Origin of the sequence: Falsochrobactrum ovis (assembly GCF_003259955.1) — a bacterium.
GTDB classification, from domain to species: domain Bacteria; phylum Pseudomonadota; class Alphaproteobacteria; order Rhizobiales; family Rhizobiaceae; genus Brucella; species Brucella ovis_A.
This window is the reverse complement of record NZ_QLMK01000005.1, coordinates 151,597-175,370: the sequence shown is the minus strand read 5'-3', so window position 1 is coordinate 175,370 and position 23,774 is coordinate 151,597. Positions and strand designations below refer to the sequence as shown.

The window sequence follows — 23,774 nt, the reverse complement described above, 5'->3', positions numbered from 1 at the left end:
ATTACGCAATAGCCCATGCTTACGGCCCACCTCAATCAAGAGGCGGGTATCGCCAAGATGCATATTCATGTTGGATTTTCCTGATTTTATGCGATAATGCTTAAGCGCTTAGAATGCGAAAGCAGAGCATTTAAGTGTAAACCCCAGCTCACCCCCCGGGTGCTGGGGTTTTTATTTGGCTGATAAAGCAGCCTTCGTTGGTAGGTTGATTGTCAGGCAACGGGGGAATATAGCGCTGCGGGCCAATAAGCATCATCGGCAAAGTCAGCCGGTATCGGATCGGCGTCCTTAATCGCTCGCGCCGCAAAGATATGCGCTTGCTTGTGCGCCATAGCCGCTTGACCGAAGGCGAATAGCGTTTGCGCGTCCATTGCGTGCGTACTGTTGTCTGCTGCAATCCAGACGAAATCCGCATCACCTCCATGCCAGCGATAGTCACCCGGCTCAGCGCCGTTCGTGATCGCCGCAAGAGCTGCTGTAGAAGCGCCTGCGATGTTCTCCCGATCTTCCGGTCGAGTCTGGTAAAAAACACCGCCAAAAGAAAAACCGCCACTGATGCGGCGGTCTCGTTCTTGATCCACGTCTGCCGGTGTTGGCGTTAAAGCAGGATCGATAATAGTCGATCCGTTCCATATCTTCCCGTATATGGTGCCTCCCGGTCCATTAGTGAAATTAAAATCTTCGGAAACGTTGATCCCGATAATTTCTAAACCGGCAATCTGTGAAGCATCAGGATCGCTTTCCATTGAGACGATGCGACCTTCGTCTGTCATCGCAATATAGAAATCGAATGGCTCGAATTGCGCTACCAAGTCTTGCCACTCAACGCCATTGGCATTTCGAAAGGAAAGATATTTGTAGATTTGGCCTTCCGCCTCAACTTCCATTTTGTGTGATGCCAAAACCCCAAAGCTTTTGAACTTCTTAATCATCCCAATCACCAACCTCCCAGAGCGCGCCAACCAACATTCGGAATGTGGATTTGTGGTTGCCTGAGTTGAAAAGTCATGTGGTTCGCTGACTTTGAGACCCCTGTTATAACATAACCACTTACACCTACACTAATTCCAACGTCAACGTTAGATCTGACATCAAGAGCCCCTGCCGTATATCCGGAAAAGCGGGTGTCAGTCAGACGCCAATTTAGCTGGTTTTGTACCGTTGCTAGCGTCCACCCCCCCGGACCTAAATGGTCGGCATAGGTTGCGCCATTTGCCCATCCTACCGCTAAGCTGGTCGTGTTGTAGAAATAGAAATTGTTGAAATTTCCACCCCACCCGCCCCCGACTATTGCCGGGGGGCTACCAGCCTCAACGCCCGAACCGTTGAAATTTATCGCCTGCCCGTCAGCGCGACGCGGATAAGCGCGCCCGGCCATATTGCCGGAAACAGCATCCCCTATCGCTTGGGGCACCCCAATATTATCCCTAGCTTGCGCCTTCTGTGGCTCAGTTAACGTTTGCGACTCATAGGAAACCGCCGTGGCGCCATCGAGGGCGTCCTCGAGTTCATTGAGCTTTCTAGCAACATCAGGCCGCCAAGTGGTGGAAAACGGAGACAGGGTCATCGCGCCTTCTCCAGCTGTTCCACGCGATGCGCAAGTGCTTGTATGGCTGAAACCAGTAGCGGGGTTATGCGACCATAATCAACACCCTGATAGACCGGCTTGCCTTCACTATCTACTTCATCCTTCTCGCCACTAACAGCGTCGGGGAATAAAGCCTGCAACTCGTGCGCAATAAACCCTGTAGCCTTTGCATCGTCTGGGTTATCACGCCAATTGTACTTCACAGGACGAATTTTATTAACGACCTCTAATGCGTTATCGATGTCTAATTCTTCTACATTGCACTTAAGGCGATAGTCGGATGATGAATTATATTGTGTGCCATTAACTGTAACAGAAATGTTCCCTCTTATGTGTGCTTCACGATCCCAAAATCTAATTGCAGTGTATGAAGCATTGCCCCTAATACTTAAGGCAATACCGCTTTGGGTATAGGCAGCGCCAATTTCCTGATTATTTACACCAGATGACACCTTTCCTGCTCCGGCGGCGTTAATCTGGTTTTGGATTGTTGTTGTGGACCAACCTCCAACGGTGTCGGCGTTACCCGCACTCGTCGCCCATCCTGCATTTGTCGCCCAACCTGCATTCGTAGCATTCCCTGCGCTATTCGCATAATTAACGCTGAGGTTATTGCGGTGAACAGGGCGCAGCGCCGTTCCGTTCGTGGAGGCAATTACATAATCTTCTTGCCCCCCTGGATCATTCCAATTTAGATTGAATGCAGCACCATCCCCTCTGCGAGGGTAAGCTCTCCCTCCCATATTCCCGCCAACAATTCCATCAACTTCGGTTTTCGTGTACACTAACGAGCGCTCATAATAGATCGAGTCAAAATACGTCTTAAGCCAAGATTTGATGTTCGACCACAAGACGCGCTTTGATTTCCCGTCGTCCTCGCTGTCAGTGAAAACGGCGGCATCAGCATCAACGACCGATGCTTTCTCAGGAGCGTTATTGATGGCCGTAAGAACCACCGCTTTCATTTGCTCGTAGTTCGTCGGATTAACCAGTATCCAAGCGCCAGCCCCAGCATTCGCATTTGCATCGTAATGGGCGAGATAAATGCCTTGAGCGACGATATCGCCAGCTTCAAGAGCGCGCGCCGCGGTATCTCCGACAAACACCTTTCGCAATGGCTTGGAGCCGCCGCCATTCAGCGCCAGTGTGGTTGCGCCTGTATTGGTAGCCGCGGCCCGAAAGGCGACTGTCATGCCATCTGCAGGGGCGGTCATGGATGTGTTTGCAGTTGGCAATGATATTGCTGTGGCTGTGCCGCCAGCGGCCAAAACACCCTGATCTTTAATCCACTCAGCAATGCGCGCCATCATCTGGCGCGCCGAGTTATTCACTGTGTCGGGGAATTGCCCCTCTTGCCAGTTAATGTCAGCGTCAGCGGTATCGTTATTGGCAGCGATGATGCTCCAATCAAAAATCGTAGCCATGTTTTATGACCTCATACCATGCGGGTTTTGAGAAATTGGGAAATGTAATCAGCCAGTGCAGGCATGGATTGTGGAGCCTGCATGGGCTGCAACTGTGGCTGCTGCTGTTCGGGCATCATCTGGCCCATTGCCGCGAAAATTGGATTGGCTTGAGCTGCATCGACACCTAATGAGGCAAGCAGACCTGTCGGAGCCTGTTGTGGCTGTGATTGGATGGGTGTGACCTGATGAGAGGCAACATTGATCGGAGGGGACAGTGGCGGGGCCGGTGTATTTGACTGCTGTGGAGGTGCAGACGGTTGGGCGGCAATTTGTGTAGCGGCAGGCTGCGGCGTTGATGCACCATTGTAAGCTTGGGCCAGCCAGTCGGGTGCGTTTGCACCTTTACCTCCTGCGCCCCATACCCCCGGCGAGCCGAAACCAATATGCATTGCTCCAGGCTGCATATATCCCGGACCAGCACCAAAACCTGTGATTCCTGCGGACTTTCCGCGTCCGACGATCTCTTGAAAGATCGGAAGGTCAGAGGGGTTTGACCAATCGAGCTTTCGACCATCCTTGTAAAAGAACACGTCAGCTGCATTGCCGTGGTCATGTCGGGTCGAGCCGACACGCCGACTGGATGTTCCTTTCGCTGGCTGGCCGCCGGAAAACACTTCCATAGTCACGCCCAAATCCGGCAGGAAACTATCGAGTGCCTGCACCAATCGCGGGTTAATTGGGTGGCGACGGATAGCGCCCTGATTGGCATAGCGAAGCCATTCGGGTGTTGCCATTGGCATTCTCCAATAGAAAAAACCGCCCAAAAGGACGGCTTGCGGTATCTCGACTTATGGTTGCGACTCAGCTTGACTGGCTGCGTCAACAACGGGAGGCTAAAATGGCTTACAATCTATTCATTGCTTACGACCTAATACCGCCAGGGCAAAATTACGAGGCAGTTCATAACGCGATCAAAAGCTTGGGTCTGCACTACAAGTTTCAGCAGTCACTCTGGTACGTCAGCACCCAATACAGCCCCGCCGAGGCTTACGCCATTGTTCACGCGGCTATGGATTTTGCTGACAAGCTGGCTGTCATTAATGCCCAAAGCGGGGTTGTCTCCGACTGGGATCAGCCGCCCATCGAGGCGATAAATGCCATCTGGAGTAAGCCGTAATATTGCATCGATACGGCCAATAGTGATATCTTGGCGGTCTATGCCGCCAATTGGTCCCACATGTTGTGTCATGTGTTTATCTCCTATATTGGGGTTGGCTAGGTTTAGGGGGGCAATTATGACAACAAAATCAAATGCGGATGTTATGTTTGTTGGGCTTTTAGCTCTCGCATTCTTCTTGTGTGGCTTGGGAGTTCTTGGCTTTCAAATCTTCGAGTATTTGAAGACTGGCATATGGAGCGGCTTCTCACTGCTCAATCTGCTTTCTTTATTTGTTGATGATCCGTGGATTTATTACCCTCAATCATGGTTCGGCGTTCACAAAATCTTGGCTTTTATTCCATCCTCAGCAACTATGTTTGTAATTGGCTACTTTATTTTGGTGTCCAATTAAATGAACTAAACTGAAGAACAACCGCGAATACATACCATTCTCACTGCAAGAGTTATTTTGAGCAACGGTATTTAAGGGGCAACATGATACCGACAGAAGTTCCATCAGATACGGACGTTAATGATATTTGCAGGGATGAATTAATCGGCAGATATCATATACTAGGTGATTTATTAGGTGAATTTGACGGAGCAGCATTCGCGTATTTATTGTTTTCCGCAATTATACCTATATTTATTTTTGTATGCTACATTACAGGGGTAATTAACCAAGAAATAAACTTGTTCGGTTCGATTATAGTTTATACTATTATTGTATCACTCCTTTCAATATCAATATACTCGTTCATATGGAGACGATGGATTAATCGAAGGATAAAAATAATTGATAAGAGACTTAAGGATATTCTGGATCAATCTGATTGCGATGCTGCCTGAGACGCCATTAAAGCCCCTAAAATCCCTCCAAGAAGCTCTGGGTTGTTTTGTGCGGCGACAGGCCCGCCATTTCGCGCCATGAGTTCGGCCAACAGACCGTACCTTGATCTCATATTAGATGCTGCCGTTTGAGCAGCAAACCCTCCGCCTGCCGTACCAAGGCTTGCAAGAATACCAACCTGCGGGCCTCCAAAGGCATTACCTATGTAAAATGGCAATCCTACGCTTGCCCCGGTAGATACGACACCTTTAGGAGCCGCCTTACCGGCCCATGTGGCTAGACGTGACACAGGAGTGCCATTAGCAACGCGGTTAATAGCCGCGATCTGCTCTGGCGACCACCCCCCCTCTTGACCTTTGATGATGCGGTCACTCAGCCCTCTGTATTGCTGCCGGAGAGCGTTATCAAAACCAGACTGCGTGTAGTTGTTAGATGCATTCTTCGCCAATTCACGCAGTTTCTCAAGCTTCTCTCCCTTTAAATACCTTTGGGAGATTTGACGAGCTTGCGGAAATTCTGGCGCAAGAGGGGCCGTAAATTCATCGAATTTTTTCAGCATCTGCGTTGCGATGCGGCTTTCTTTTCCTTCCGTGGTATATGCTGCATCTGACAATGTATCCCGAACAACTTGCATTTGCGTAGGGTTCATTTCTCCCTTGGAATACGCGTTAGTCATGCGTAGAGCTTCCGCCGCTTTAGGATATGAAGCGGAAACCTGCCCGTCTGGATAGATTAGACCTTCTCTCTCAGCTATCCCCCGGAATTCATCGGCAAGATTTTTTGTCTGCTGTTGCGTTGCCGTAACCCCATTTTTTTCAGCTTTCTGGTACAGGCCCGAAGCCTGCTCTTTCAGTTGCTCGACGGTAGGGACCGCCTTCTCCGCAGATTTGCGCGCAGATCGGTTAGCGAGGCCTGCGATTGTCCCGCCCGTCGCCAATCCACCAATGAGGTCGCCAGCAATCTCAGCGCCTATGTTGCCAGGAGCTAACTGTTGTGCTGCTGCGCCACCAACACCACCACCAAATCCGGTTGCTAATTGCGCAGCAACTTGCCCCATTGTGCGCGCTGTGCCTGCGGCTGGGACGGCAGCGCCCCCGACCGATTGCGCTACCCTACGGGCAATCTGCACGCCCTTTTCTTGACTTTCAGGAGATATAGCTAATCCCTGTCTAAGCCCGGCAGCTCCACCAAGAGGGCTTTCAGAGGCCTTTAGATTGGTGCCCAATAAAGCATTTACACCACTTACAGCAGGCTTAACGAGAAAGTTATTCACCAGATCAACGGGAGCGCCAAGCGCGCCTGTTGCACCTTCCAGCAAGCCAGAAAATGCTTGTTGTCCGTAGCCGCTACCGTTGGAGTGCTGCGGCACGACCTCGGGGAACTTTGACGCAATCATATCCCTGATTTGCTCACGTGGCATATCATCGGGAAAGCGCACAAGCGTGCCGTCCGGCATCTTAACTATGGGCATATGGACACCTTATCGGAATCAAAGCATGATCAGAAAAATGGGAGGGGAGTGTTCGCGGGCCTTCTGGAACGGCGTAAGTTTTTCATCATAGCCTCACTGGTTAAAGAAGTCGGAGAAGTCGACAACGCCGCCAGCATTGTTCCCAGATAAAGCATTTTCATCGAATAATGGATTAGCCTCTGCCCACTCGCGAACCCGACGATTGAAGCCGCTATCAAGGCGACCATTTTCCGCGATATATTCATCAGCCAAGCGAGCAATTTCAATCTTGCGGCCTTCCATTGCACGGAAGGCAGCAAGCATTTTCCTGTTGCCTTCAGGCGAGCGGTCAATACCGATCTGGCTGTCTTTCAGGAATTTAATATCTCGATCAGACAATGCGCCCGGCATTCCCATGCCGCCATCCGGGGAACGCATGGTAAGAGCCATACGGTTCTGGACAGCGCGGATAAGTTCGCCACCTGCGAGTTTTTCGGGATCGGTGTCTATGCCCAGGGCTGAGCCTAGCTGGCGCAACGTTAGTTCGGCTTCTGCTCCCATGCCAGTGCGTACACCACTGTTGAGTGCCTGCTCCGCGAGGTCATACATACCCATCATCTGTTGCGCGTTGGATGCGCCAGCCGAAATTTCATCATAGCGCTTAGCAAAGAGCTTGGCGCTTTCAGTGTCCCACGCCTTTTCACCGGCACCAACGCTCACATTCACGCCGCTCTTTGTCCCTTCAAGCACTGCCTGCTGATATTCAGGCGTTCCGGGTTGCAAACCAGCAGCAGCAAGGTTTTGCATAAGAGAGGTTTGTTCATTTTTTGAGCCGCCAAGACCTTGCATATTCTGCGGATTGTTCTTGTCGATCAGAACTTTCTTCGGACGGCCTTGCTCGTCGTAAATCTCGGCAATCTGCCAGTCCGGCTTGCCAGCCTTGGCACGATCACCAAACCATGAGCGCAGCATCTGTGGATCACTGACAATCAATTCCGCTTCTTGAGGCGAAACGCCTTGTGATTGAAGGTATTCAACCGTCCTGTTAGCGCGTTGCTGTCCAGCTGCCTGTTTTTGGCGATGCTGCTGCATTTGCATCAAATGAACGCCGAGCTGCTGATTGCGCGGATCGAGCATTGCGATGGCTGGGCCAAGGGCAGACAGAAAGTCACCCATGCTGCCGCCCTGTCGCTGCTGCGGTTGCTGGACTGCTTGTGGGGCTTGCAGCATCGCTTGCCCTTGATAGCTCTCAGGCTGCGCATTTGGCTGTGGCTGTGGCTGCTGAGCAGTCCTGCCAAGAAGAATGTCGAGAAGCCCCTCCATCATACGCGCTCCATTGCAATGCCGATCTGGCCATAATCAACCTGATAGAAGCCGCTTTCATGCAGTGACACTGCTTCTGGCTTCACTCCCATGACATCATCCGCCATTACGCCGCGATAACGTTCTGACTGACCAATATAGTTGAACTCATAGATCGGAAGACCGTGTTCGGTGCCTACGCGCTCTACGTTCTCTTTAAGTCGGCGATCCGAGAAGGCATTGCCAAATATCGACCCGCCGCCAGTGACGGGAGCGGTAAGAAGTGTTCCCAGAAGTCCGGCAAAATTCATCGGCTGGCTGCTGGTCTGCGTTTGTGTGCCGTAATTGCCTGCTGAGCCTTGAGCCGCCGAAAGAAGTCCACCAAGGCGCGCCCAATCCTCGTTATCGCTTCGCGTCCACTGATTGATGAGATCATTAAGCCCCTGCTGCGTACGCTGATCAATCGCGCCGCCGATCTGCATCTGTCGGTCAGCGTCAAACATCTTGTTGCCTTGAATGGTCGGCAGCTGTGAAATCATATTGAGCATATTGGACATGCCTTGATTTTCGATATTAGCTGCGCCGACTTGAGAATTGTAATTATTACCGAAAGCCGCCTGACCAAGTGAACCAAGAGCATTTGCAGCTGATGTGCCAAGGCCAGCGCGTGCCTGCTCTGCGCCTTCCAGCGCATTTGCTGCTGCGAGCTGGTTTTGCCTTTCGGTCGCATAATCCTGATAGCGGAGATTATTGCTGGCATTGGCAATGCTGTCTGACAAAACGCCTTGATTTGCGCCTGAACCATAGCGGCCACCGGCGGCAAACATATTGTTTGTTTGTGTCGCTATATCGTCCGCACCCTTAGAGATGATGCTATCGAGATAGGGATTGCTACCGCCCAGATAGTCGCCACGCGCTGTTGAGGTGAGATAATCACTCGCAGCGCCGCCCTGCCCGATTGAACCAGCGATATTGCCTAGATGATCAGCTGCCTGATCCATCCATGGGTTGGTCCCACCCGAACCTTGCAAATTGGCAATAGCATCTTTTGATGCCTGACCAAGCCCGCCGCTGCCAATCGTCTGCACGGCAGCATTCATCGGCAAAGTTTGAAGAGCGGTATTCATATCGTTGTAAGCAGTCGTGCCAGTTTTCGCCCATTCTGGTAGACTACCTTGCACAGGGCTGGATGACGCCTTGTTGGTGGAACTATTTGCACTGCCCATAATTGGCTCCTATCTGCCCCGGTTTAATGCAGCTTGACGCGCTCGCTGCTGGCCGTACTGCGCCCGTGCCTCATCATCGGTCATGTATTCTCCGGTAGACGGATTGATTGGGCGCTGGATCCAAACCTCCCCTCTGCCGGGTCGGGCATTCGACACCAGCACCGCATCTGACAGGCGACTGGTTGCAGCTTGCGGCGGCTGCTTATTCGCTAACGCTTCCTGCATAATCGCCATGACGTCGGGGATATTGGCATTGATGCTCTCGTTAGTAATTGGCGCGCCTGTAAAGCCGGTTGCGGCCAGCGCGTTATTTAGTCCTGAAAGAGTCGGAGCACTAAGCGCGGCCTGCGTCGGGCCGGTATAGGTGTTGTACCCCGTCTTGGTGTCGTACAACCGCTGCGCTTCTTTAGCACCCTGCTTAAACAGCGGAGCCGCCCATTTTGGTGGAGCATTTTCTTGGCGGGTTTCTGTTTTCTTGCTGCCCATTTTCACAGACCTTTCGAGTAAATTCTTGCTTCAGGCTGGTATCCGTAGCGAGGCAGAAGCCTTAACCAGCCATCTCGGCCAATGAGCCGAGCCTTCACCGCGCCATGTTCACGCTTGGCCCAATGCTCAATATCTTGAAGACACTTCATGGCTTCACGTAGCCGCGAGCCACCCACCTCGGCCAAGACAAGTGTTTTGGCACCTGTCGCATCGTCCACTGTGATTTCAGTGATCGGCGTCAGCACGACACGGCCAGTATCGTCCTGTATGATCCAGAGCTGTCGCCGTCCCGTTGCGCATTGCGTCAGAATGTTTGCGACCGTTTCATCAGGAAAGCGCGCCACGTATTTTTCAAGGCAAGCGATAATATCCGGCCAGAGCGGTGACATTTCATCAGCACTCATGCCAGTCGTCAGTCGAATTTTCATTAGATCATCCGTCCCGGCACCTCGGCCAAGGTCAGGATCACATCAATAGCATTCGCGCTTCCCGCTTGGATGCGAATTTCGTCACCTGTCATTGGGGCGAAGCCTTCCAGTGGGAATGTCACTGCACCATTGGCGGGAATTGGATGCTGATAAATGAGATGATATTGATCCGCGTCTTGTGAGGAATACCAGCTGATAGTCACCGGCACGTCATTGCTGGTGAGGTTGGCGCAACGAATATCAATTATATGTGGGTATCCAGTGGCCGAATAAATCGTCGTGTTGGCGGTTGTGGTGATATGCGCACCAATGGCGCGGCAGTTCTCGCGAGAGAAGTTTGCCATTACTGCTGCCCCTCAGCCTTGCCCACAGGATCAACACCGTGACAGTGCGACCAGTCCTGATCGGCAGGTATGTCGATTTCAAATGCATGAAAACGACCGCTCGCGCGTGCCGGGATAAGTCCTGTTCGGTTCGTCGGATAAACAGGCTTCCAGTTTGTTACCCCACCCGCACGATCGAGAGCGCCGACACGGCCCTTGATCTTTGGCGCGTCACATAATGGACGCCAGCCGGAAACGAAGGTTCTACGCCCCTTGGAAAGCTCGACAGCGCCCGTTGAAAGCTTTGCAGCTAATGGCTTGCCGCTGAAAAATCCCATCTTGTAATTCATATCGAAGGCCGCCAGCGACGGGGCACCGGCTGCCCATGCGCGACTGTCTAATGAAAATGGCAGCTCATCCAGTGTGTAACCAAGGGCTGTAAGGCTATCGAGCGTATAACCCGGTGTGGTAGCGCGAACCAAACCGGTCATAATAGTGCCGGGATTTAGTAGCGACCATTTATCGATGCCATAGTGATAGCAAAGCACCTTGTCATAGGAATATTCAATTGGATTACCTTTTGAGCGATAAGCCCAATAGACAATTTTCCGCACCGGATCTGCGCTACCGAATACCTGATACAACTCAGCAAGCGCTATGTCAGCGAGGAAAGTTTCATCGATCCTCTCTACACCGATAGGTGTTGGCGGTGTGCCGTAGCGGTAAAATCCATCCAAGGCTAAGTAGAAAATGCCACTTCCTGTCGAGACGATAGATTGCGGCGCAACAGCGCCATGTGCCTCAACAGTTTTGCTAAATGTCGCTACCAATGGCGAAGTCAGCGCCAAGGTCATTTCACGGATGCAATTCTCTTGAAAAATTACCGCTCCGCGCTCAAAGCCGCACGAGCCCATAATCTCGCCACCGTCCGGGAAGACTTGAAAATCCGAAGAGCGTTGACGCGGCGTCCAGAATTGCGGCTGATTTAAGCCCGACCACTGAACGCTTTGCTCGTCCGTGTTCAAATTCATCGCCACAACAAAATCGCCAACCACACTTACATGATTGGCGATTGGTGCATCGGGACTTAGATCATCAAAAGTTCCGAGAGCGCCCGAAATATCAATGTACTGAATGGGATCAATCCCGTTAGAGGCTAAAACCCATGAGCCATAATCGGCAAAGCTCCAGCGAGACGTGGCGGGGGTGGAATATCCGCCAGCCTTCGATATATTATCCCACACTAATGTCCCCGGATTAAGAACGTAGAGGGCATCTTGCGTGCCCACGAACTGCAAGTATTGCCCATTGCGCACATAGGCCAAATGAGTGCCTTGCGGCCTATCGCTTGTTGCAGCAGACAAAGGGACAAATGCCGGGAATGGCCCCCATGAGTTAACATGCGGAAGCACATTCACAAGATTGCTTGATGCAGTGGGGTCAAACTTCGACCGGTCGGGCGCATATTCAGCAATAGGTATCATGGCGTGACGCCCCTTGTGCGCATGCGTCCACTGGAATACATGGCGTTATTGTCCTCTCGGACCAAAGCGTCGAGCAATCCGTTAAACATCGCTCCTGCTGTTGCTGCGCGCTGTTCATCGCCCATGTAAATCCCGGCGTGTTTCAATGAGCCGTAGAGATATATCCCCGGATCAGATTGCAGCAGCCAGTTGGTGTCGTCATCATTCACCAGCGCGGGAATCTTCGCCCAATAAGTCAGACGAATGTCATCCGTGCTGTTCGGTCGCACCGTGATCTGATTGCCGTCGATGGAAAAATCACTTGCCAGCCCGGATGCAGTGAAAGGATGCTCATAATCTCGATAGTCAGGGACCACGAAATTTAGAACACGGATGGGATTGGACAGAGACACAACCTGCCGAAATTGCTGATAATCATCGGGTAAGTCTGCCTGTCCGTTAGCATCCAAAGCCAGTGTAACGTCAGTGAGCTGGCGACGGGTGCGAAGAACCTTGTTCAGATCGGCATGGCATAAATCGATGATCGTTCCGCAAGCACCCGCCATGTCGGGCCGGTCGTACATCCAATCTTGAATAGCCGCGCGCAAGTCGGCAAGGTTCTGTATCGCCATCAGATCGAGCCTTTGAACGTCCTGAACGCGCTATGATCGCTGCTGTTCAGCCATTTCTTGAGGGAGGTTTCGTTGCCGTCTTGCAGGCGGGGGAGAATTTCGCGGGCCGCAATATGCATTGGCGTCGAAGCCACTTTGCGCCATTCACCGAAGCGCTGGCCTTCTGTCTCTTTGAACTCGGTAGCATTTGCCTCAAAGAACGAGTTAGCTGCATAATACTCGGTGCGCACAATCGTCTGTTTGTCGTCAAGATCAAGGCCCCACCGGCGAACACCAAGAGTGGGGTTGTCTGACATCAGATACCAATCAGAACTCATCATTCCGTACCCCGACACCTGCTTTGACAACTTGGCGAGCCTCATCAGCTGGCAGAACAACAGACGAACCCTTTGTCCGCTTTCCCGATCCATCATGCGGCCAGTAATTGCGAAGAAGCAGAACTGGCAGTTCTCGTTTCGACGCTGGCTTTTCCTTGGCTTCCGCAGCTGGCTTTACCTTGGCTTCCATATCTTTCCTCATTGAAAGGCCGCCGCAAGTTTCCCTGCGGCAGCGATTGATTCACATTGATCGGACTGGTTAGGACGACGCCGTAAGTCCGAACGTATCGGCAACGATGCCGTGTGCTGCTTCGTTGCGCATGATGAGGGTGTATTCCACCGTCAGGGCGCGCCGCTCAGCGTCACCAACCTTTGCAACATCATGCATCGTGATGTCATCGAAGATGCCAACCTTTGCCTTGTCAGGATCGATGACGAACACATTGCGCGCCGTTGCTGCATCGGTGCTCATGACGAGGTTAGGAATGATCGTCAGGACGCCAAAGTCAGACACGTAGGTATCAGCACCAGCGAAGATGGTCAGCTGGCTCTTGCTGCCTTGGTTCTGATTGGAACGCAGTTCAGCGATGCCGGCGAACTCCGAGAACACCCGCTTGTTGTAGAGCGAGGTCATCACAACGCTCGGTTTGCCGCCCGATGCCTTTGCCTTTTCCAGCACGTCATCGAGATCGGTTTTCGCGAAGGCGCGTTGCGTTCCGTTGGTGGCAGCATCAACAAGGCCAGTGGAAGAATTGAATCCACCGTCCGCACCGCCAGCGCCGCGTGCTGTGTTGGTTTCCAGCCATGCCGCAAAACCAGCCAGTTCGCGTGGCGTTGCGGCAGCGCCTGCAACCGAAGCGTTATTCTGGAGCAACGCATACTCCATATCGCGCTTCAATTCGGCACCCTTCTTCTTAAGCTCGCGCTTAAGTTCGGATTTACGGCCCGCTTTCAGGGTTTTCTCCTGAGTACGGGTCACGGCGATCTTCTTGTCCGAAATCTGAGTGTAGTTGCCCACACGATCAGTCGGGGTGAACTCGGAAAATGCCCATGTGTCGCCTTCAACGACCGCATTCATACCCGGAGTGGCAAGAGCGTCAATCTGCCATTCTGGATGCGTCGTCTTGACTGGCTCGCGACCAAGAAGGGTCATGAGAGGGGTGTCTTCCGGGGTGATCATATAGATCGCTTCCGCGAGTTCTTCGCGGTTACCTACAGCTTCGTAGGTGTCAAATGAACCTGTTACCTGTGCCATTGTGGCTGTCTCCGTTAAACCAAATTGTCGAGAATGCGGTCAAGGGCTGCTTCATCCTTGCCGCCGCTGTTGCGCAGACGCTGCCAATCCTGTTGACGGTCATTTTTCCGTCCGGCTGTCGGCCCCTGACGACGGCCCGGCGCAAGAGGCGGTTTGCCTTCTGCTTTGGCCTTTGCCTTGGGCTTTGCTGCCATGAGCTTGCGATATGCCATCGCATCACGGGCAAGGAGGAACAGTCGGTGGTCTTCGACCGTGCCGAGGTCTTCCTTAGAGAACCCATATACTTCGATGGTGTTTACGAGTTCCGCCGTGAAAGAGTTCGCCTTTGCCGGGTCTTGAAGTTCCGGCATAGCTGCCAGGAGTGCTTCTTTCTGTTGATGGAGATATTGCGCACGTTCATGCTGAACACGGGCCTGCTGTTCCTGCGCAGCGTACTGGCGTGCTGCCTGAAGCTGGTGGAGTTGTTGCAGTCTCGCATCATATTGGGCTTTCTGCTCCCAATAGCCGACAGGATCATCTCGCAAAGTGGAGATGTCCGGCTCTTGGGGCATGTGAGCGGCCAATATTTCAATGGCAAGTGAGGCTTGCTGCTCAAAGGATTGCGCTTTCTGCGCGATGTCCGCATAACGGGCCTCGAGTTCCTTGCGGTGTGCTGCGAGTTCCTGCGTTTTACGGGTGTAGTCCGCTTCCCGGAGACTGCTGCGCTTGAGTTCGCCAATCGTGACCACTGAGCCATCGGCCAGTCTGACTTTTCCGTCATCAGACACGAACCGACCGCTATCAGATGGTTGATCGCCGTCATCATCGCTTGCTTGGTCATCATCCGCCGCTTCATTATCGGCTAGCGGGTCTGCGTCGTCTTGCGCATCATCGTCCAATTCGGCTTCTGGTGCGTCTTGATGCTCGTCCTGCTCCTCACTTGCGTGCTCCGGTTCGGAGGCATCGAGGAACTTATCGAGAAGTGCATCTGCGCTAGTTTCCGGCGCAGATGACTGCTCAACAGTCCCTTCCGGGGTGCTGCTGTCAGTCATGGTCAGTTTTCCTATCGTAGGAGTGGTGAGAAGTCCGGGTGCTGTCAGACGACAGTCGGACGCTTGCGGGTGCTTTCCACGCCCGTCAAAATGACGCTGCGAAGGTGCTCCCGCATGCCTCGAATTACGCGCACCCGATCTGTAAGCATCCGCCGTTTGCGGTCGGCCCAGAAAGGAAGGCGTAAAATTTCATCGATTGCGCTTTGCTCCAACTTGGACAGAGCTTCATTGAGCAAGGGTTCGTCAAGAAGGCGTTGAGCCTCTGCGGCCCTGCGTTCGTCCTGTTTCATTATTCTGCTGCAATTTCGAGCGTGAAATCAGGGATTTGCACCGTGTTGCTGCTCGCATCTGTCGCTGAGACGGATAAATTGGCAAACTCTCCGCTTTCCGTTGGGGTGCCGGAAACTTCACCTGTGCTCGGATCCACTGCAATGCCGTCAGGCCAAGTGCCGACCAATGCGTAGGTATATGGCGGAGTGCCACCCGACGCTGTGACTGTGAACCCGTCATAAGGCTCATCAACAGTGCCAGAGGTGACTGGTGTCCCGGATATGCCGACCGAGATCACGGCACCGCCCATTCTAACCATGTCGCGCCAGAAGCCAGCACCACCATGCTTCAAGTCGTTATTCGTCAGTGTTCCTTCGACGTCGCCACCCATGCGGGCGAGATCACCGACCCCGGAAGCGCCACCTTCTTTGAATTTCTCATTTGCCATTTTATCGGCCCTTCACTTTTTGCCGTTCAATGTTGGTGTCTGGCTTGTTCTGAGATGCCAGGGCGGCGTTCAGCGCGTTCGCCTCACGAGTCAGCTCGGCTTCGAGGATCATCTCATCACGCCGCAATTGCGCGTCCAGATGGGCTTCCTCGACACGCTGCTGACGATTGAACTCTGATTGTTCTTTCTGTAGCTGGATGGTCGCAGCCGCCTTCTCGCGATCTAGATCGAGCATAAGTGCTGCCTTTTCCCGTTCTGCTTGCAACTGGGCTTGCATCTTCTGCTGCTGCAACAGAGCATCGGCCTGGGCTTTTTGCTGTGCGATCTGGACCTTAGCCTGCTCTGCCTGTGCTTTCGGGTCCGGCTTCTCTGGCTGGTTAGCCATGACCTGCAAGGTCTGTTGGTCCACCTCACCAAAGAACTGATCAGGGTTACGAATGCCAAGAGCTTCAATCATCTTGCGCAGTGTGTTGGCGTATTTGTCGATCCCTGCAATCGGGTTTGTCGGGCCAGCCTGCGAGATAATCATTTCCTGCTTCGCGGCGATCTGCATCAGCATGGCGACATCGCGATCCTTGGAGCCTGAGCCCAGCCCAACGTTGACAGTGAAATCCATGTTCGCGTTCCAGCTGCTCGGGTCCATTTCGACCCACTGATTGCGCAGTCGAATGGTCTTAGCGCGATCCTGATTTTGAACGATGATTTTCAACGCGCAGCGGAAGAAGCGCTTGAATCCCATTTCTGCAAAGTTTCGGGCGATCAACTCAATCTTTGAGTAGGCTGCTGACTGTGCTGCGTTGACCGCTGTCGCCGACTGGTTTTGCAAAGCTTCAAGATCAAGCGCCATGGTCGAGCGCGACACACCGGTGCGGCGCTCAATCATCTCATCCATGTAGCCAAGGCCTGTCAGAGCCTCTTTAGCAACGAAGGGGACAGTACGATCTGATACAACGCCGTTCGGGTCACCTTGAACCCGAAGAACATTGCCGATCGATCGGTCATAAAGCGCGTCCTTGTTGACCACGCGGCTATCATCAACAATCCGATCAGGAATATTCGCCTGATAGAGATTGTCCAGGAGCTGGCGCAGCAGCACAGTCTTGGTGCGCTGGATGTCTTCCACGTCATCGAATACAGAGCGCCCTTGCCAGCGATGGGGAACGCGCTCCGCTACAAAGTCAGTGAACGGCACCTCATCTTCCCAGACTTCCCAATCAAGAACGTCGCCGTTGCCGGGGCCACCCACGACAACGCGAAGCATTTCAGCCACTCCATCGCGGTCATGGTCGACTTTGATATAGCACTCTGTGACCTCGATAAGGTCCATCGACCTATCATTGCCATCGTTGAACGATCCGACTTCCTCCTGCCGGGCAATCTCAACGCCGTCCATGGTCAGAGTGCCATGCATCGGCAGCTTGTCGACCTGTGCCTTGTCATATCCCTCAGCAATTAGATCGGATCGGGTGCGAAGTGTGCGCTGCCCAACGAAACGCGCGTCTTCGACGTCACACGCGCGATTGTCGATCAGGAATTCTTCCGGTGGCACGGCTGCAATCTTCAAGCACCCGCCTGGAATTGATCGCTTGATCTTTACGTCGTGGACAGGGAGAACAATTGCCTGTTGATCAGGGCCGGTGATGAGCTGCTCTTTTTCCTCATGAGCGAGGATTTCCACCTCATCTTGCGAAGTGAGGGAAATGAACTGTTCTTCTGTCAGATTGCGGAAGACATGAACCTGTTCTGTTGGTGTGTCATCCCACCAGTGTTTCACAACACCGTTGGCATGCAGAAGCGCATCGTGAAACACATCCCAAAAGACTTGGTATCCGTCGCATTCGCGCATGATGACGTAATTGATGTAATCCGTCGCCTGCTTGGCACCCTGCTCATCCTCGAGGTTTTCCGGTTCGTACTCGCCAAGGTTTTCAGAAGAAAAGAACACGCGCATGAGGCCCGGCAGAATCCAGCCGATGGTGTCCTGCACATCATGGGTGGTGATTTGTGAGCGACCTTCCTCTGCCGGAACATCGTTCATTTCACCGCGATAGTATTCGATAGCGCGAACACGGCTTTTCTTGAAGTCAGTGCGATCATATTCAATCGCCGCCGCTATCTCTGCCTGAACCAGAGCACCGATTTCGGCGTCTGTCATAGCTCGTTTTGCCATCAAATTGTCCTGTTATTAGACAAGCCCGCGAACGTGTCGAGGCTTATGAATGTCCTTGCGCGGCTCTTCGTAGGCTATGCACATCAAGCCGAACGCATCGGCGCTGTGTGATGACCAGTCATGATCAGGGCCAAGGCCGATGCCGCGCTGTTCGTCTTTCTTCTCGTGATACCAGCCGAGTGCATCGAGGCCGGCAGAAGTGGTTTCTTCATTGAACCATATTGACGGGAACAGGCGTCGAGCGGCCTCAATGCGCGCCATGGCAGCACCTCTTCCCTGATTGGGGATCACCGTCACGGAATATCCGGCCTGTCGGAAAAACCCTTCATAGGATGCATCGTGGATGCGATCCTGCGTCTGGCCATCGTGTGGGAGCCAGATTGAGCACTTGTCGGGCGTGTACTTTTTGCCCCTCAACCAAGTCACATGCGCATCGGCAGGCTGGCCCTGCACCTCGTAATGATCAACGACGCGGATTTCCTTGCCGATGAACTGGGCAATCCAGATCACAAAGGCGTCTGCCCTTGCGCCGGTGCCGCCGATGTCGATGAATGCTCGGAGCGACAGCAACGGATCAGCCGCCACCCGGCCAATGCGGCCTTCATTTCTCGCATCTGTCAGATGACTGGCAAAATATGCCCCGTCGATCACGGTGGCGTATTCGCCTTCCCACACATGCGGATATTGATCTGGGCGCTCAGCCAGATCGGACAGCCTGTCACGTTCAAGCTTGGCCGGAAACTTCGGATTGTCGCGCCAGTTAAGCTCTGCACCTTTTATTCGCGGATTATCCGAAAAGCGAAACCGCTTCTCGACCGGGGCATCTTTGCGCAGCGGGTTCCATGTAACCCAAAGCTCTGCATTCCAGTCCTCACCCTCTTCACGCAATGTCGGGATTAGCGTGCGCCATGCTTCATCGGTGACAGGCTCAGCTTCATCCACCCAACAAAGAAGCAAGCGACCTTTCGACTTGATACTCGCGATGTTGCGATCAAGTCCGGCAAACGCAAATGATATGCGCCCATCCTTTGACTTGATGTATTTCTCGCCAATCTCATAATAAGCCAAAAGAAATGGCTCATCCTCAATGGCGCGTTTGATTTCCTCTAGCGAACTATCCGCCAATGAGTTCATAAACTGACGGGCGCTCAGGATAATCCCCGATATGCCCTGCATGCCAAATTGATAGCCCCGGACTGCGGCCATCTTGGCAAAGGATCTTGTCTTTCCCGATCCTCGTCCGCCCCATGAGGCTCTTACGTCAGCGTCACCGGAAAACACCGGTATCAGCTTCGGCGGCAGCTCAATTTTTGCTGTTGTCATCGCTTAGCAGTGGAATAAGCTCAATCCGCGTAGGAGGCGTCATGCTGCCGTCGCTCGATTTGTGATCGACGCCTTGCATTGGCTTACCATACCCTCGATCAAGAATTGCATTGGCCGCTGAAACTCGGGCCGCTTCACTCTCACCGGACAAAGCGATATTGACGAGCACCTGCAAAGCCTGCTCTGCGTGCTCTTTTGCCATTTCAGCCAATTCGCGCTTGGCCTGACTGACCTTTCCTTTTTTACGCCCTGCACCGGGGCGTGCACCGCCGTGCTTGCGTGTCATCTTGAATTCCTTGATTGTTTTTCAAATACGTTACTTACACCTGCTATCTGTTAGCCAGTCGACCGTGTTGCAGTGCTTCTGATAAGGAAGGGCACATGCTGAAATGGCTATGAGGATGGAAACAGCGAGAAGCTTGGGGGTCATGGTCGGCCCCACGGCGCTTCGTCTTTAGTGGTGCTACCGCTTCGCATGTTCCATACACCTAGGAGGCAGGCGATCCACGCTCCCGATAATAAGCCAAGCATAAAGATGCCTAATAAAATGGCTTCGTTCATCTATCTTCATCCCTTACAAAGCCGATCTGATCCATCATGCGGATGATTGGGAAGCCGTCTTGATCGAGAATGCCTGTGTCTATCGGCTCGGGCTCAAACACTTCGCGAGAAAGGCTATCGAGCGCGTCGGCCTCATACAAATCCATCTTTGGGCGGCGGCGGAGAGAAAAGTACCGAGGCATCTACTCTCTCCAATTGAAAAAGCCCCGTGTGAGCGGGGCTGAATGGTTCTAGCTGTTTTCTGCTATAACTCGGTATAACTGCATCCGGCGATCAACCCGGATGGCCCTTGGTAGGGTCTTAGACGCGGTGGCCTACCACCATGCGGATAGATCAGAACGGGACTACGGCAGGCTTGCAAGGCTCCGCGCTATATGGGCGCGGCTACCGCTATTTCGTCCCCTCTGGAAACACGCCAGACGCTTGAACGCCGTTCTGATTTGTTTGCCCTCATGTCTCGCGCTACCCTTATAGGTGGGGCGGTACTGCATGAGGGAGGATTTCTGTGCGGCACTCTCTCCGCCCGTCATCGTTCGAGTTTGTTTGCCTAACGGCCCACTGCGGCTCGTTTACGGTTCTGACCGCACCTATGTGCGAGCCTATCCTTAGACAGGACGGGACTGGATGTCTCCCTCTCGCATTCCGTTGAGGCAGTGCCTCGAATCAAAAAGCGGCCCGTAAGCCGCTACATCACTCAGAACACAATTATCCATCTTGAAACTATGCGCAGATTATTAGTAACCAAGTGATTTGGCAAGGTGTTTATGCCACCTTTCTACGTTTTTGTGTGAAGAAGTGCCGATAAAGTGCATTGCACGCGAGACGGATATCACCAAGCATGTGCGGGAAATACTGATCTTGTTCGATCATGTATTGAACGGCTGCATATAAATTGCTGTTCCGCGTTTCTAACTGTGCTTCATCTATAGCTTTTCGTGCGTCGGTATAGGCTAGCTTTACCCGGATAACCCAATCCTCATATTCATCTGGATCGTGCGTACCTATCGTTCCTCCTTGCTCGTAGTAAGCGCCGGGTGACAGCTCGGCCTTTCGCCGATCATTGTACACTTCTCGATAGCGCTCTGCCGCCTCATATTGAGCTGCACTGATACCCTCTGACTTATCCCGCCTCCAAGCCAGATGAAGCCGGCCGAGGTTATCGCCTGCTAGATCAGACAGTGCTTCTGATGCGGTCATTCCGAATATCCTCATTCTTGCGAGTTGAGCGACCTTTGCAGGCGGTTCCTTAGCACGTGAAATTTGTCCTGACGGAGTGCGCAACACACCCTCTTTCCTCGGCCTTCCCCGTCCACGTTTTGCTTTTCGCTTTTCTGCTTTTGAATACGCCGCCATATGTTCCTCGTCGCCTGGGGGTTAGTCGCGTTCTTGGTGGTGATAGACGTTGATTTCCGTATCCTGGCCGTTAGTCAGGACGGTCAAGAGCTGCGCAGCAACTTCGCTTTTCGCGTTAGCCTTGGAACGCGTAGAGATTAGATCAAGCGCGAATAGCCATGCCGCGAAAGAGACCGCCATAAGAAATATGCGCCCATAAAAATCATCGAGCTGAGTACCGAGGTGGAATATCACGCCTCCGGTAACGCATACGAAAAACGGATAATAATCCATCACAAGGTCATGCAGACTTTTTGCAAATTGCTTCATCGCCCTCTCCTATGCCGCCTGTTTGGCAAGCCGCGCCATTGTTGCGTCTCTACCGTGCTGTTTGATGAAACGTGCTGCGTCGCTGCGGCTGTCGAAACCAAAACGCCTGATCGCGTGCAGCACAGTGGTGTGGTCGCGGCCACCTAAATGCTTACCGATGTTTGGAAGGCTCATGTCAGGGCGAAGTGCCCAAACGCAAAGAATGGCGTAATGGCGATAATTGGCTAGATGCCGGGTGCGCCGAGGCCCAAGCACATCATCGAAGCTTAACCCGCTATCGACAATTGCAGTTTGCGCTATGTCTTTCACCGACAGCTTGATTTCGCCGGTAATCTCCACTTCACGATAGCAGCCGATGACTTTCTCAAAAAGAACATCCTGCTTTGCTCTTATCGCGTCGCGCCGTTCCATTTCACGGCGCTTGGCCTCAAGTTCCGCTTCCTCGCGGCGCTTCATCTCTGCTTCACGCTCTAGGCGCTGCTTTCTCATGCGCTCTGCGATGATACGTGCTGCGCCTTGATTGGTGCGAGTTGCTGATACTGCAAACATTATACCAACTCCCCATGCGGTACGGTGCGAACCTTCTTGCGCTTCTCACAACTGATTGCCCTGTGAATGCGCATGTGAGCGTCCGCTTCGGTGATGCCCATGATTTCAGCGATTTCCAGCGTGTCTTTCCCCTGCCGGAACAGACGCAAGGGCCGGAAATATTCCTGATCCTTCTTCGACCAGTAGTAGGATGGCGCGGCGGTCATGCAGCCCTCCCTATTTGCTTAAATGAGCCGATTGGTGCGGATCTGAGACCGTTGAGGTCGAATTCATTGCCGTTGTCTTCTGCGGCCTGCTTGAGGCGCGCCATTGAGGCTTCAACGCTTGTGTCGTAATGGTCGTGGCGCGTATCTTCTGCTGCGCTGTCAAGGCGCTGCTGTGCCTTGGCGGCCTCCCACTTCGCAGTTGCACGGGCGCGGCTTTCCGGTGTCCATTTGGCTCGCGACTGATCCGCTTTCATTTCTTCGCGAATACGCTTGTCTTGAGCATCTCTGGCTCGGGCTTCGAGGATGGGACGCATAATCTTGTCGCATTCCTGCCGCAGCTCCGGTGGGCTTGGAAGAAACGCATGACCGAGAGAACCTTGCATGATCTGCTTTGTGGCTGTTTGCAGTGCATGGCGAGACACGCCTTCAAGCGCCAGATAGAAACCAGCCACATTGATCCGATCGTCAGCCGAAGCTCTTGAGGGCAGGCTTGAAAGCAAGGTCAAGCACTCTAACATTTCCGCCTGAGTAGCCTTCGCTGTGAAATCCTCTGTTTTCGCTATCTGGTTCATCTCTCAAAACTCCGTGTCGCCTTGCCTCGTCTCGAATTGCATCTCCGATGGTTCGGGGCTTGGGAGGGGGATCATTTCGTTTGGAACTTGTCCGGTTTTCGACCCATTCCGCTTTGAGGCCCTGCCAGCCGTGGAGGATCATCATGTCGGCAGCAGCCCGAGGATCGGCGCATTTGCGCAACTCGTTCGCCAGAAGCTTTGCAGCCCTAGCGGTAATTGGTGCTCGTTTCTTTCTGCGGTGATCGATAATTGCTTCGATGGTTTCAGCATCGAGAAGATCAGAAAGCTCTGAAACAAAATCCTGCTTCGGAGTTGTGCGCGCTCGCGCCTCAACATCTGAACGAAGTGAAGATGTATTTGGTGTACTGGTGTCTTTAGTGCGTTTTTCTTGCGTTGCTCTTGCGTTTTCTGTGCGTTCTGCTTCCTGATAATATGAATAATTACAAATAGTTACTTGCGTTTTTCCTGCGTTCGTTTCTGAGACGATCATTTCCTCTTTTTCAAGCAGCTTTAAGAATGACCGCACCCGATAATCAGACTTCCATTTCCAAGCCGTTTGCAGTTGGCGCAGAGTGACGAACAGACTTCCCGCAGGAACAATATGCATGTCCGCACCTACCCGATGGCGCGTTGATTTCCATGCGGCATTAGCAATGAGCCATAACCAAGCTTCTCTCTCCGTCAGAGGCTCTGACTGGAATAATTCGTGATCGAATATCGAGGTTTGAACGCGTATCCACCGGCTCATTTCACCACCTCCACATCAATCCCGAGAAAAGCTTTGACGAGCTTCTTTTTGAGGCGAAAAACAGCTGTCTCGACGCCCTTCACATCGATCACGCGGAAACGATCTTCTTTGAAGTCCCAGAAGGCAAAATCAGCCTTGTAGGTCGTGATCAACTCGCCTTTTGGCCCGAGCACAACGAATGGCCGTTGCAACTCAACGCCGCCCACCTCGCCGTCCTTTTCACGCTGTTTGAGCTGCACGTAATATCGCGCCTCAGCCTTGCTATCGAAGGTGATCCCATCAACAACAGTTTTCTTGGCGCCATATTTGTTTGGCTTTGACTGCCTCCTATATTCTGCCGCGGTCATTC

Annotated in this window: 31 protein-coding genes; 1 reads left to right on the top strand and 30 read right to left on the bottom strand. The window is 52.8% G+C overall.

What is annotated here, in order from left to right; genetic code table 11:
- Nucleotides 1-212: 212 nt before the first annotated feature.
- The 5 genes from C7374_RS09150 to C7374_RS15950 all read right to left on the bottom strand — a co-directional run bounded on the left by C7374_RS09150 (nt 213) and on the right by C7374_RS15950 (nt 4,243).
- Nucleotides 213-932 (bottom strand): DUF4376 domain-containing protein, encoded by a 720-nt coding sequence (locus tag C7374_RS09150; protein WP_111575311.1) that lies wholly within the window; start codon nt 930-932, stop codon nt 213-215.
- 5 nt (nt 933-937) lie between these two features.
- Nucleotides 938-1,567, bottom strand: coding sequence for a hypothetical protein (locus C7374_RS09145; RefSeq protein WP_111575310.1), 630 nt, complete (start codon nt 1,565-1,567; stop codon nt 938-940).
- Complete coding sequence (locus tag C7374_RS09140) at nt 1,564-2,898, bottom strand: tail fiber domain-containing protein (RefSeq protein WP_158527825.1); 1,335 nt, start codon at nt 2,896-2,898, stop codon at nt 1,564-1,566. Before C7374_RS09140 ends, C7374_RS09145 begins: the two co-directional genes overlap by 4 nt.
- A gap of 125 nt (nt 2,899-3,023) precedes the next feature.
- Complete coding sequence (locus C7374_RS09135) at nt 3,024-3,788, bottom strand: hypothetical protein (protein WP_111575308.1); 765 nt, start codon at nt 3,786-3,788, stop codon at nt 3,024-3,026.
- 212 nt (nt 3,789-4,000) lie between these two features.
- The gene (locus C7374_RS15950) at nt 4,001-4,243 is read right to left on the bottom strand and encodes a hypothetical protein (protein WP_158527824.1); all 243 of its coding nucleotides are present in this window, start codon (nt 4,241-4,243) and stop codon (nt 4,001-4,003) included.
- Nucleotides 4,244-4,289: 46 nt separating this feature from the next.
- Here C7374_RS15950 and C7374_RS09125 point away from each other — a divergent pair, with 46 nt between their 5' ends.
- Nucleotides 4,290-4,565, top strand: a complete 276-nt coding sequence (locus C7374_RS09125; protein ID WP_111575307.1) for a hypothetical protein — start codon at nt 4,290-4,292, stop codon at nt 4,563-4,565.
- A 412-nt stretch (nt 4,566-4,977) separates the two neighbouring features.
- Here C7374_RS09125 and C7374_RS09120 read toward each other — a convergent pair whose 3' ends face one another.
- From C7374_RS09120 to C7374_RS09000, 25 genes are all read right to left on the bottom strand, one after another.
- The gene (locus C7374_RS09120; protein ID WP_111575306.1) at nt 4,978-6,474 is read right to left on the bottom strand and encodes a hypothetical protein; all 1,497 of its coding nucleotides are present in this window, start codon (nt 6,472-6,474) and stop codon (nt 4,978-4,980) included.
- A gap of 93 nt (nt 6,475-6,567) precedes the next feature.
- Nucleotides 6,568-7,779, bottom strand: coding sequence for a hypothetical protein (locus C7374_RS09115; protein WP_146612723.1), 1,212 nt, complete (start codon nt 7,777-7,779; stop codon nt 6,568-6,570).
- Nucleotides 7,776-8,981: a tail fiber domain-containing protein gene (locus C7374_RS09110; protein WP_146612722.1), complete on the bottom strand. Its 1,206-nt coding sequence runs from the start codon at nt 8,979-8,981 to the stop codon at nt 7,776-7,778. Before C7374_RS09110 ends, C7374_RS09115 begins: the two co-directional genes overlap by 4 nt.
- 9 nt (nt 8,982-8,990) lie before the next feature.
- Nucleotides 8,991-9,467: a hypothetical protein gene (locus C7374_RS09105; protein ID WP_111575303.1), complete on the bottom strand. Its 477-nt coding sequence runs from the start codon at nt 9,465-9,467 to the stop codon at nt 8,991-8,993.
- A gap of 2 nt (nt 9,468-9,469) precedes the next feature.
- Complete coding sequence (locus C7374_RS09100) at nt 9,470-9,895, bottom strand: hypothetical protein (RefSeq protein ID WP_111575302.1); 426 nt, start codon at nt 9,893-9,895, stop codon at nt 9,470-9,472.
- Nucleotides 9,895-10,239: a hypothetical protein gene (locus C7374_RS09095; RefSeq protein ID WP_111575301.1), complete on the bottom strand. Its 345-nt coding sequence runs from the start codon at nt 10,237-10,239 to the stop codon at nt 9,895-9,897. Before C7374_RS09095 ends, C7374_RS09100 begins: the two co-directional genes overlap by 1 nt.
- Entirely contained in the window at nt 10,239-11,702 is a 1,464-nt protein-coding gene (locus C7374_RS09090; RefSeq protein WP_111575300.1) for a hypothetical protein, read from the bottom strand. The genes C7374_RS09095 and C7374_RS09090 overlap by 1 nt, the downstream gene beginning before the upstream one ends.
- Nucleotides 11,699-12,313 carry a phage adaptor protein gene (locus tag C7374_RS09085; protein ID WP_111575299.1) on the bottom strand — a complete coding sequence of 205 codons (615 nt, stop codon included), beginning with the start codon at nt 12,311-12,313 and terminating at the stop codon, nt 11,699-11,701. Before C7374_RS09085 ends, C7374_RS09090 begins: the two co-directional genes overlap by 4 nt.
- Entirely contained in the window at nt 12,313-12,633 is a 321-nt protein-coding gene (locus tag C7374_RS09080) for a hypothetical protein (RefSeq protein WP_146612721.1), read from the bottom strand. The genes C7374_RS09085 and C7374_RS09080 overlap by 1 nt, the downstream gene beginning before the upstream one ends.
- On the bottom strand, nt 12,620-12,832 hold the full coding sequence (locus C7374_RS09075) for a hypothetical protein (protein ID WP_146612720.1): 213 nt from the start codon (nt 12,830-12,832) through the stop codon (nt 12,620-12,622). Before C7374_RS09075 ends, C7374_RS09080 begins: the two co-directional genes overlap by 14 nt.
- Before the next feature lie 57 nt (nt 12,833-12,889).
- Nucleotides 12,890-13,885: a DUF5309 domain-containing protein gene (locus C7374_RS09070; RefSeq protein WP_111575296.1), complete on the bottom strand. Its 996-nt coding sequence runs from the start codon at nt 13,883-13,885 to the stop codon at nt 12,890-12,892.
- A gap of 14 nt (nt 13,886-13,899) precedes the next feature.
- Nucleotides 13,900-14,916 carry a hypothetical protein gene (locus C7374_RS09065; protein ID WP_111575295.1) on the bottom strand — a complete coding sequence of 339 codons (1,017 nt, stop codon included), beginning with the start codon at nt 14,914-14,916 and terminating at the stop codon, nt 13,900-13,902.
- 44 nt (nt 14,917-14,960) lie between these two features.
- Nucleotides 14,961-15,206: a hypothetical protein gene (locus C7374_RS09060; RefSeq protein ID WP_111575294.1), complete on the bottom strand. Its 246-nt coding sequence runs from the start codon at nt 15,204-15,206 to the stop codon at nt 14,961-14,963.
- A complete protein-coding gene (locus C7374_RS09055) occupies nt 15,206-15,634 on the bottom strand; it encodes an Ig domain-containing protein (protein WP_111575293.1) in 429 nt (142 codons plus the stop codon). Before C7374_RS09055 ends, C7374_RS09060 begins: the two co-directional genes overlap by 1 nt.
- A gap of 1 nt (nt 15,635) precedes the next feature.
- Complete coding sequence (locus tag C7374_RS09050; protein ID WP_111575292.1) at nt 15,636-17,804, bottom strand: portal protein; 2,169 nt, start codon at nt 17,802-17,804, stop codon at nt 15,636-15,638.
- A gap of 15 nt (nt 17,805-17,819) precedes the next feature.
- The gene (locus C7374_RS09045) at nt 17,820-19,127 is read right to left on the bottom strand and encodes a phage terminase large subunit (protein WP_111575291.1); all 1,308 of its coding nucleotides are present in this window, start codon (nt 19,125-19,127) and stop codon (nt 17,820-17,822) included.
- Complete coding sequence (locus C7374_RS09040; protein WP_111575290.1) at nt 19,108-19,413, bottom strand: hypothetical protein; 306 nt, start codon at nt 19,411-19,413, stop codon at nt 19,108-19,110. Before C7374_RS09040 ends, C7374_RS09045 begins: the two co-directional genes overlap by 20 nt.
- Before the next feature lie 271 nt (nt 19,414-19,684).
- The gene (locus C7374_RS09035; RefSeq protein ID WP_111575289.1) at nt 19,685-19,870 is read right to left on the bottom strand and encodes a hypothetical protein; all 186 of its coding nucleotides are present in this window, start codon (nt 19,868-19,870) and stop codon (nt 19,685-19,687) included.
- A gap of 580 nt (nt 19,871-20,450) precedes the next feature.
- Nucleotides 20,451-21,041 carry a hypothetical protein gene (locus tag C7374_RS09030; RefSeq protein WP_245412614.1) on the bottom strand — a complete coding sequence of 197 codons (591 nt, stop codon included), beginning with the start codon at nt 21,039-21,041 and terminating at the stop codon, nt 20,451-20,453.
- Nucleotides 21,042-21,062: 21 nt separating this feature from the next.
- Nucleotides 21,063-21,350, bottom strand: coding sequence for a hypothetical protein (locus C7374_RS09025; protein WP_111575288.1), 288 nt, complete (start codon nt 21,348-21,350; stop codon nt 21,063-21,065).
- Nucleotides 21,351-21,359: 9 nt separating this feature from the next.
- The gene (locus C7374_RS09020; protein ID WP_111575287.1) at nt 21,360-21,899 is read right to left on the bottom strand and encodes a helix-turn-helix domain-containing protein; all 540 of its coding nucleotides are present in this window, start codon (nt 21,897-21,899) and stop codon (nt 21,360-21,362) included.
- Entirely contained in the window at nt 21,899-22,105 is a 207-nt protein-coding gene (locus C7374_RS09015; protein ID WP_111575286.1) for a hypothetical protein, read from the bottom strand. Before C7374_RS09015 ends, C7374_RS09020 begins: the two co-directional genes overlap by 1 nt.
- The gene (locus C7374_RS09010; RefSeq protein ID WP_146612719.1) at nt 22,102-22,611 is read right to left on the bottom strand and encodes a hypothetical protein; all 510 of its coding nucleotides are present in this window, start codon (nt 22,609-22,611) and stop codon (nt 22,102-22,104) included. The genes C7374_RS09015 and C7374_RS09010 overlap by 4 nt, the downstream gene beginning before the upstream one ends.
- A complete protein-coding gene (locus tag C7374_RS09005; RefSeq protein WP_111575284.1) occupies nt 22,571-23,425 on the bottom strand; it encodes a hypothetical protein in 855 nt (284 codons plus the stop codon). Before C7374_RS09005 ends, C7374_RS09010 begins: the two co-directional genes overlap by 41 nt.
- A complete protein-coding gene (locus C7374_RS09000) occupies nt 23,422-23,772 on the bottom strand; it encodes a DUF1064 domain-containing protein (RefSeq protein WP_245412613.1) in 351 nt (116 codons plus the stop codon). The genes C7374_RS09005 and C7374_RS09000 overlap by 4 nt, the downstream gene beginning before the upstream one ends.
- Nucleotides 23,773-23,774 lie beyond the last annotated feature (2 nt).

Excerpts from the sequence above, each read along its gene's own strand:
- C7374_RS09150 (WP_111575311.1), bottom strand. The coding sequence starts at position 932 with ATGATTAAGAAGTTCAAAAGCTTTGGGGTTTTGGCATCACACAAAATG.
- C7374_RS09145 (WP_111575310.1), bottom strand. The coding sequence starts at position 1,567 with ATGACCCTGTCTCCGTTTTCCACCACTTGGCGGCCTGATGTTGCTAGA.
- C7374_RS09140 (WP_158527825.1), bottom strand. The coding sequence starts at position 2,898 with ATGATGGCGCGCATTGCTGAGTGGATTAAAGATCAGGGTGTTTTGGCC.
- C7374_RS09135 (WP_111575308.1), bottom strand. The coding sequence starts at position 3,788 with ATGGCAACACCCGAATGGCTTCGCTATGCCAATCAGGGCGCTATCCGT.
- C7374_RS15950 (WP_158527824.1), bottom strand. The coding sequence starts at position 4,243 with ATGACACAACATGTGGGACCAATTGGCGGCATAGACCGCCAAGATATC.
- C7374_RS09125 (WP_111575307.1), top strand. The coding sequence starts at position 4,290 with ATGACAACAAAATCAAATGCGGATGTTATGTTTGTTGGGCTTTTAGCT.
- C7374_RS09120 (WP_111575306.1), bottom strand. The coding sequence starts at position 6,474 with ATGCCCATAGTTAAGATGCCGGACGGCACGCTTGTGCGCTTTCCCGAT.
- C7374_RS09115 (WP_146612723.1), bottom strand. The coding sequence starts at position 7,779 with ATGATGGAGGGGCTTCTCGACATTCTTCTTGGCAGGACTGCTCAGCAG.
- C7374_RS09110 (WP_146612722.1), bottom strand. The coding sequence starts at position 8,981 with ATGGGCAGTGCAAATAGTTCCACCAACAAGGCGTCATCCAGCCCTGTG.
- C7374_RS09105 (WP_111575303.1), bottom strand. The coding sequence starts at position 9,467 with ATGGGCAGCAAGAAAACAGAAACCCGCCAAGAAAATGCTCCACCAAAA.
- C7374_RS09100 (WP_111575302.1), bottom strand. The coding sequence starts at position 9,895 with ATGAAAATTCGACTGACGACTGGCATGAGTGCTGATGAAATGTCACCG.
- C7374_RS09095 (WP_111575301.1), bottom strand. The coding sequence starts at position 10,239 with ATGGCAAACTTCTCTCGCGAGAACTGCCGCGCCATTGGTGCGCATATC.
- C7374_RS09090 (WP_111575300.1), bottom strand. The coding sequence starts at position 11,702 with ATGATACCTATTGCTGAATATGCGCCCGACCGGTCGAAGTTTGACCCC.
- C7374_RS09085 (WP_111575299.1), bottom strand. The coding sequence starts at position 12,313 with ATGGCGATACAGAACCTTGCCGACTTGCGCGCGGCTATTCAAGATTGG.
- C7374_RS09080 (WP_146612721.1), bottom strand. The coding sequence starts at position 12,633 with ATGATGAGTTCTGATTGGTATCTGATGTCAGACAACCCCACTCTTGGT.
- C7374_RS09075 (WP_146612720.1), bottom strand. The coding sequence starts at position 12,832 with ATGAGGAAAGATATGGAAGCCAAGGTAAAGCCAGCTGCGGAAGCCAAG.
- C7374_RS09070 (WP_111575296.1), bottom strand. The coding sequence starts at position 13,885 with ATGGCACAGGTAACAGGTTCATTTGACACCTACGAAGCTGTAGGTAAC.
- C7374_RS09065 (WP_111575295.1), bottom strand. The coding sequence starts at position 14,916 with ATGACTGACAGCAGCACCCCGGAAGGGACTGTTGAGCAGTCATCTGCG.
- C7374_RS09060 (WP_111575294.1), bottom strand. The coding sequence starts at position 15,206 with ATGAAACAGGACGAACGCAGGGCCGCAGAGGCTCAACGCCTTCTTGAC.
- C7374_RS09055 (WP_111575293.1), bottom strand. The coding sequence starts at position 15,634 with ATGGCAAATGAGAAATTCAAAGAAGGTGGCGCTTCCGGGGTCGGTGAT.
- C7374_RS09050 (WP_111575292.1), bottom strand. The coding sequence starts at position 17,804 with ATGGCAAAACGAGCTATGACAGACGCCGAAATCGGTGCTCTGGTTCAG.
- C7374_RS09045 (WP_111575291.1), bottom strand. The coding sequence starts at position 19,127 with ATGACAACAGCAAAAATTGAGCTGCCGCCGAAGCTGATACCGGTGTTT.
- C7374_RS09040 (WP_111575290.1), bottom strand. The coding sequence starts at position 19,413 with ATGACACGCAAGCACGGCGGTGCACGCCCCGGTGCAGGGCGTAAAAAA.
- C7374_RS09035 (WP_111575289.1), bottom strand. The coding sequence starts at position 19,870 with ATGCCTCGGTACTTTTCTCTCCGCCGCCGCCCAAAGATGGATTTGTAT.
- C7374_RS09030 (WP_245412614.1), bottom strand. The coding sequence starts at position 21,041 with ATGGCGGCGTATTCAAAAGCAGAAAAGCGAAAAGCAAAACGTGGACGG.
- C7374_RS09025 (WP_111575288.1), bottom strand. The coding sequence starts at position 21,350 with ATGAAGCAATTTGCAAAAAGTCTGCATGACCTTGTGATGGATTATTAT.
- C7374_RS09020 (WP_111575287.1), bottom strand. The coding sequence starts at position 21,899 with ATGTTTGCAGTATCAGCAACTCGCACCAATCAAGGCGCAGCACGTATC.
- C7374_RS09015 (WP_111575286.1), bottom strand. The coding sequence starts at position 22,105 with ATGACCGCCGCGCCATCCTACTACTGGTCGAAGAAGGATCAGGAATAT.
- C7374_RS09005 (WP_111575284.1), bottom strand. The coding sequence starts at position 23,425 with ATGAGCCGGTGGATACGCGTTCAAACCTCGATATTCGATCACGAATTA.
- C7374_RS09000 (WP_245412613.1), bottom strand. The coding sequence starts at position 23,772 with ATGACCGCGGCAGAATATAGGAGGCAGTCAAAGCCAAACAAATATGGC.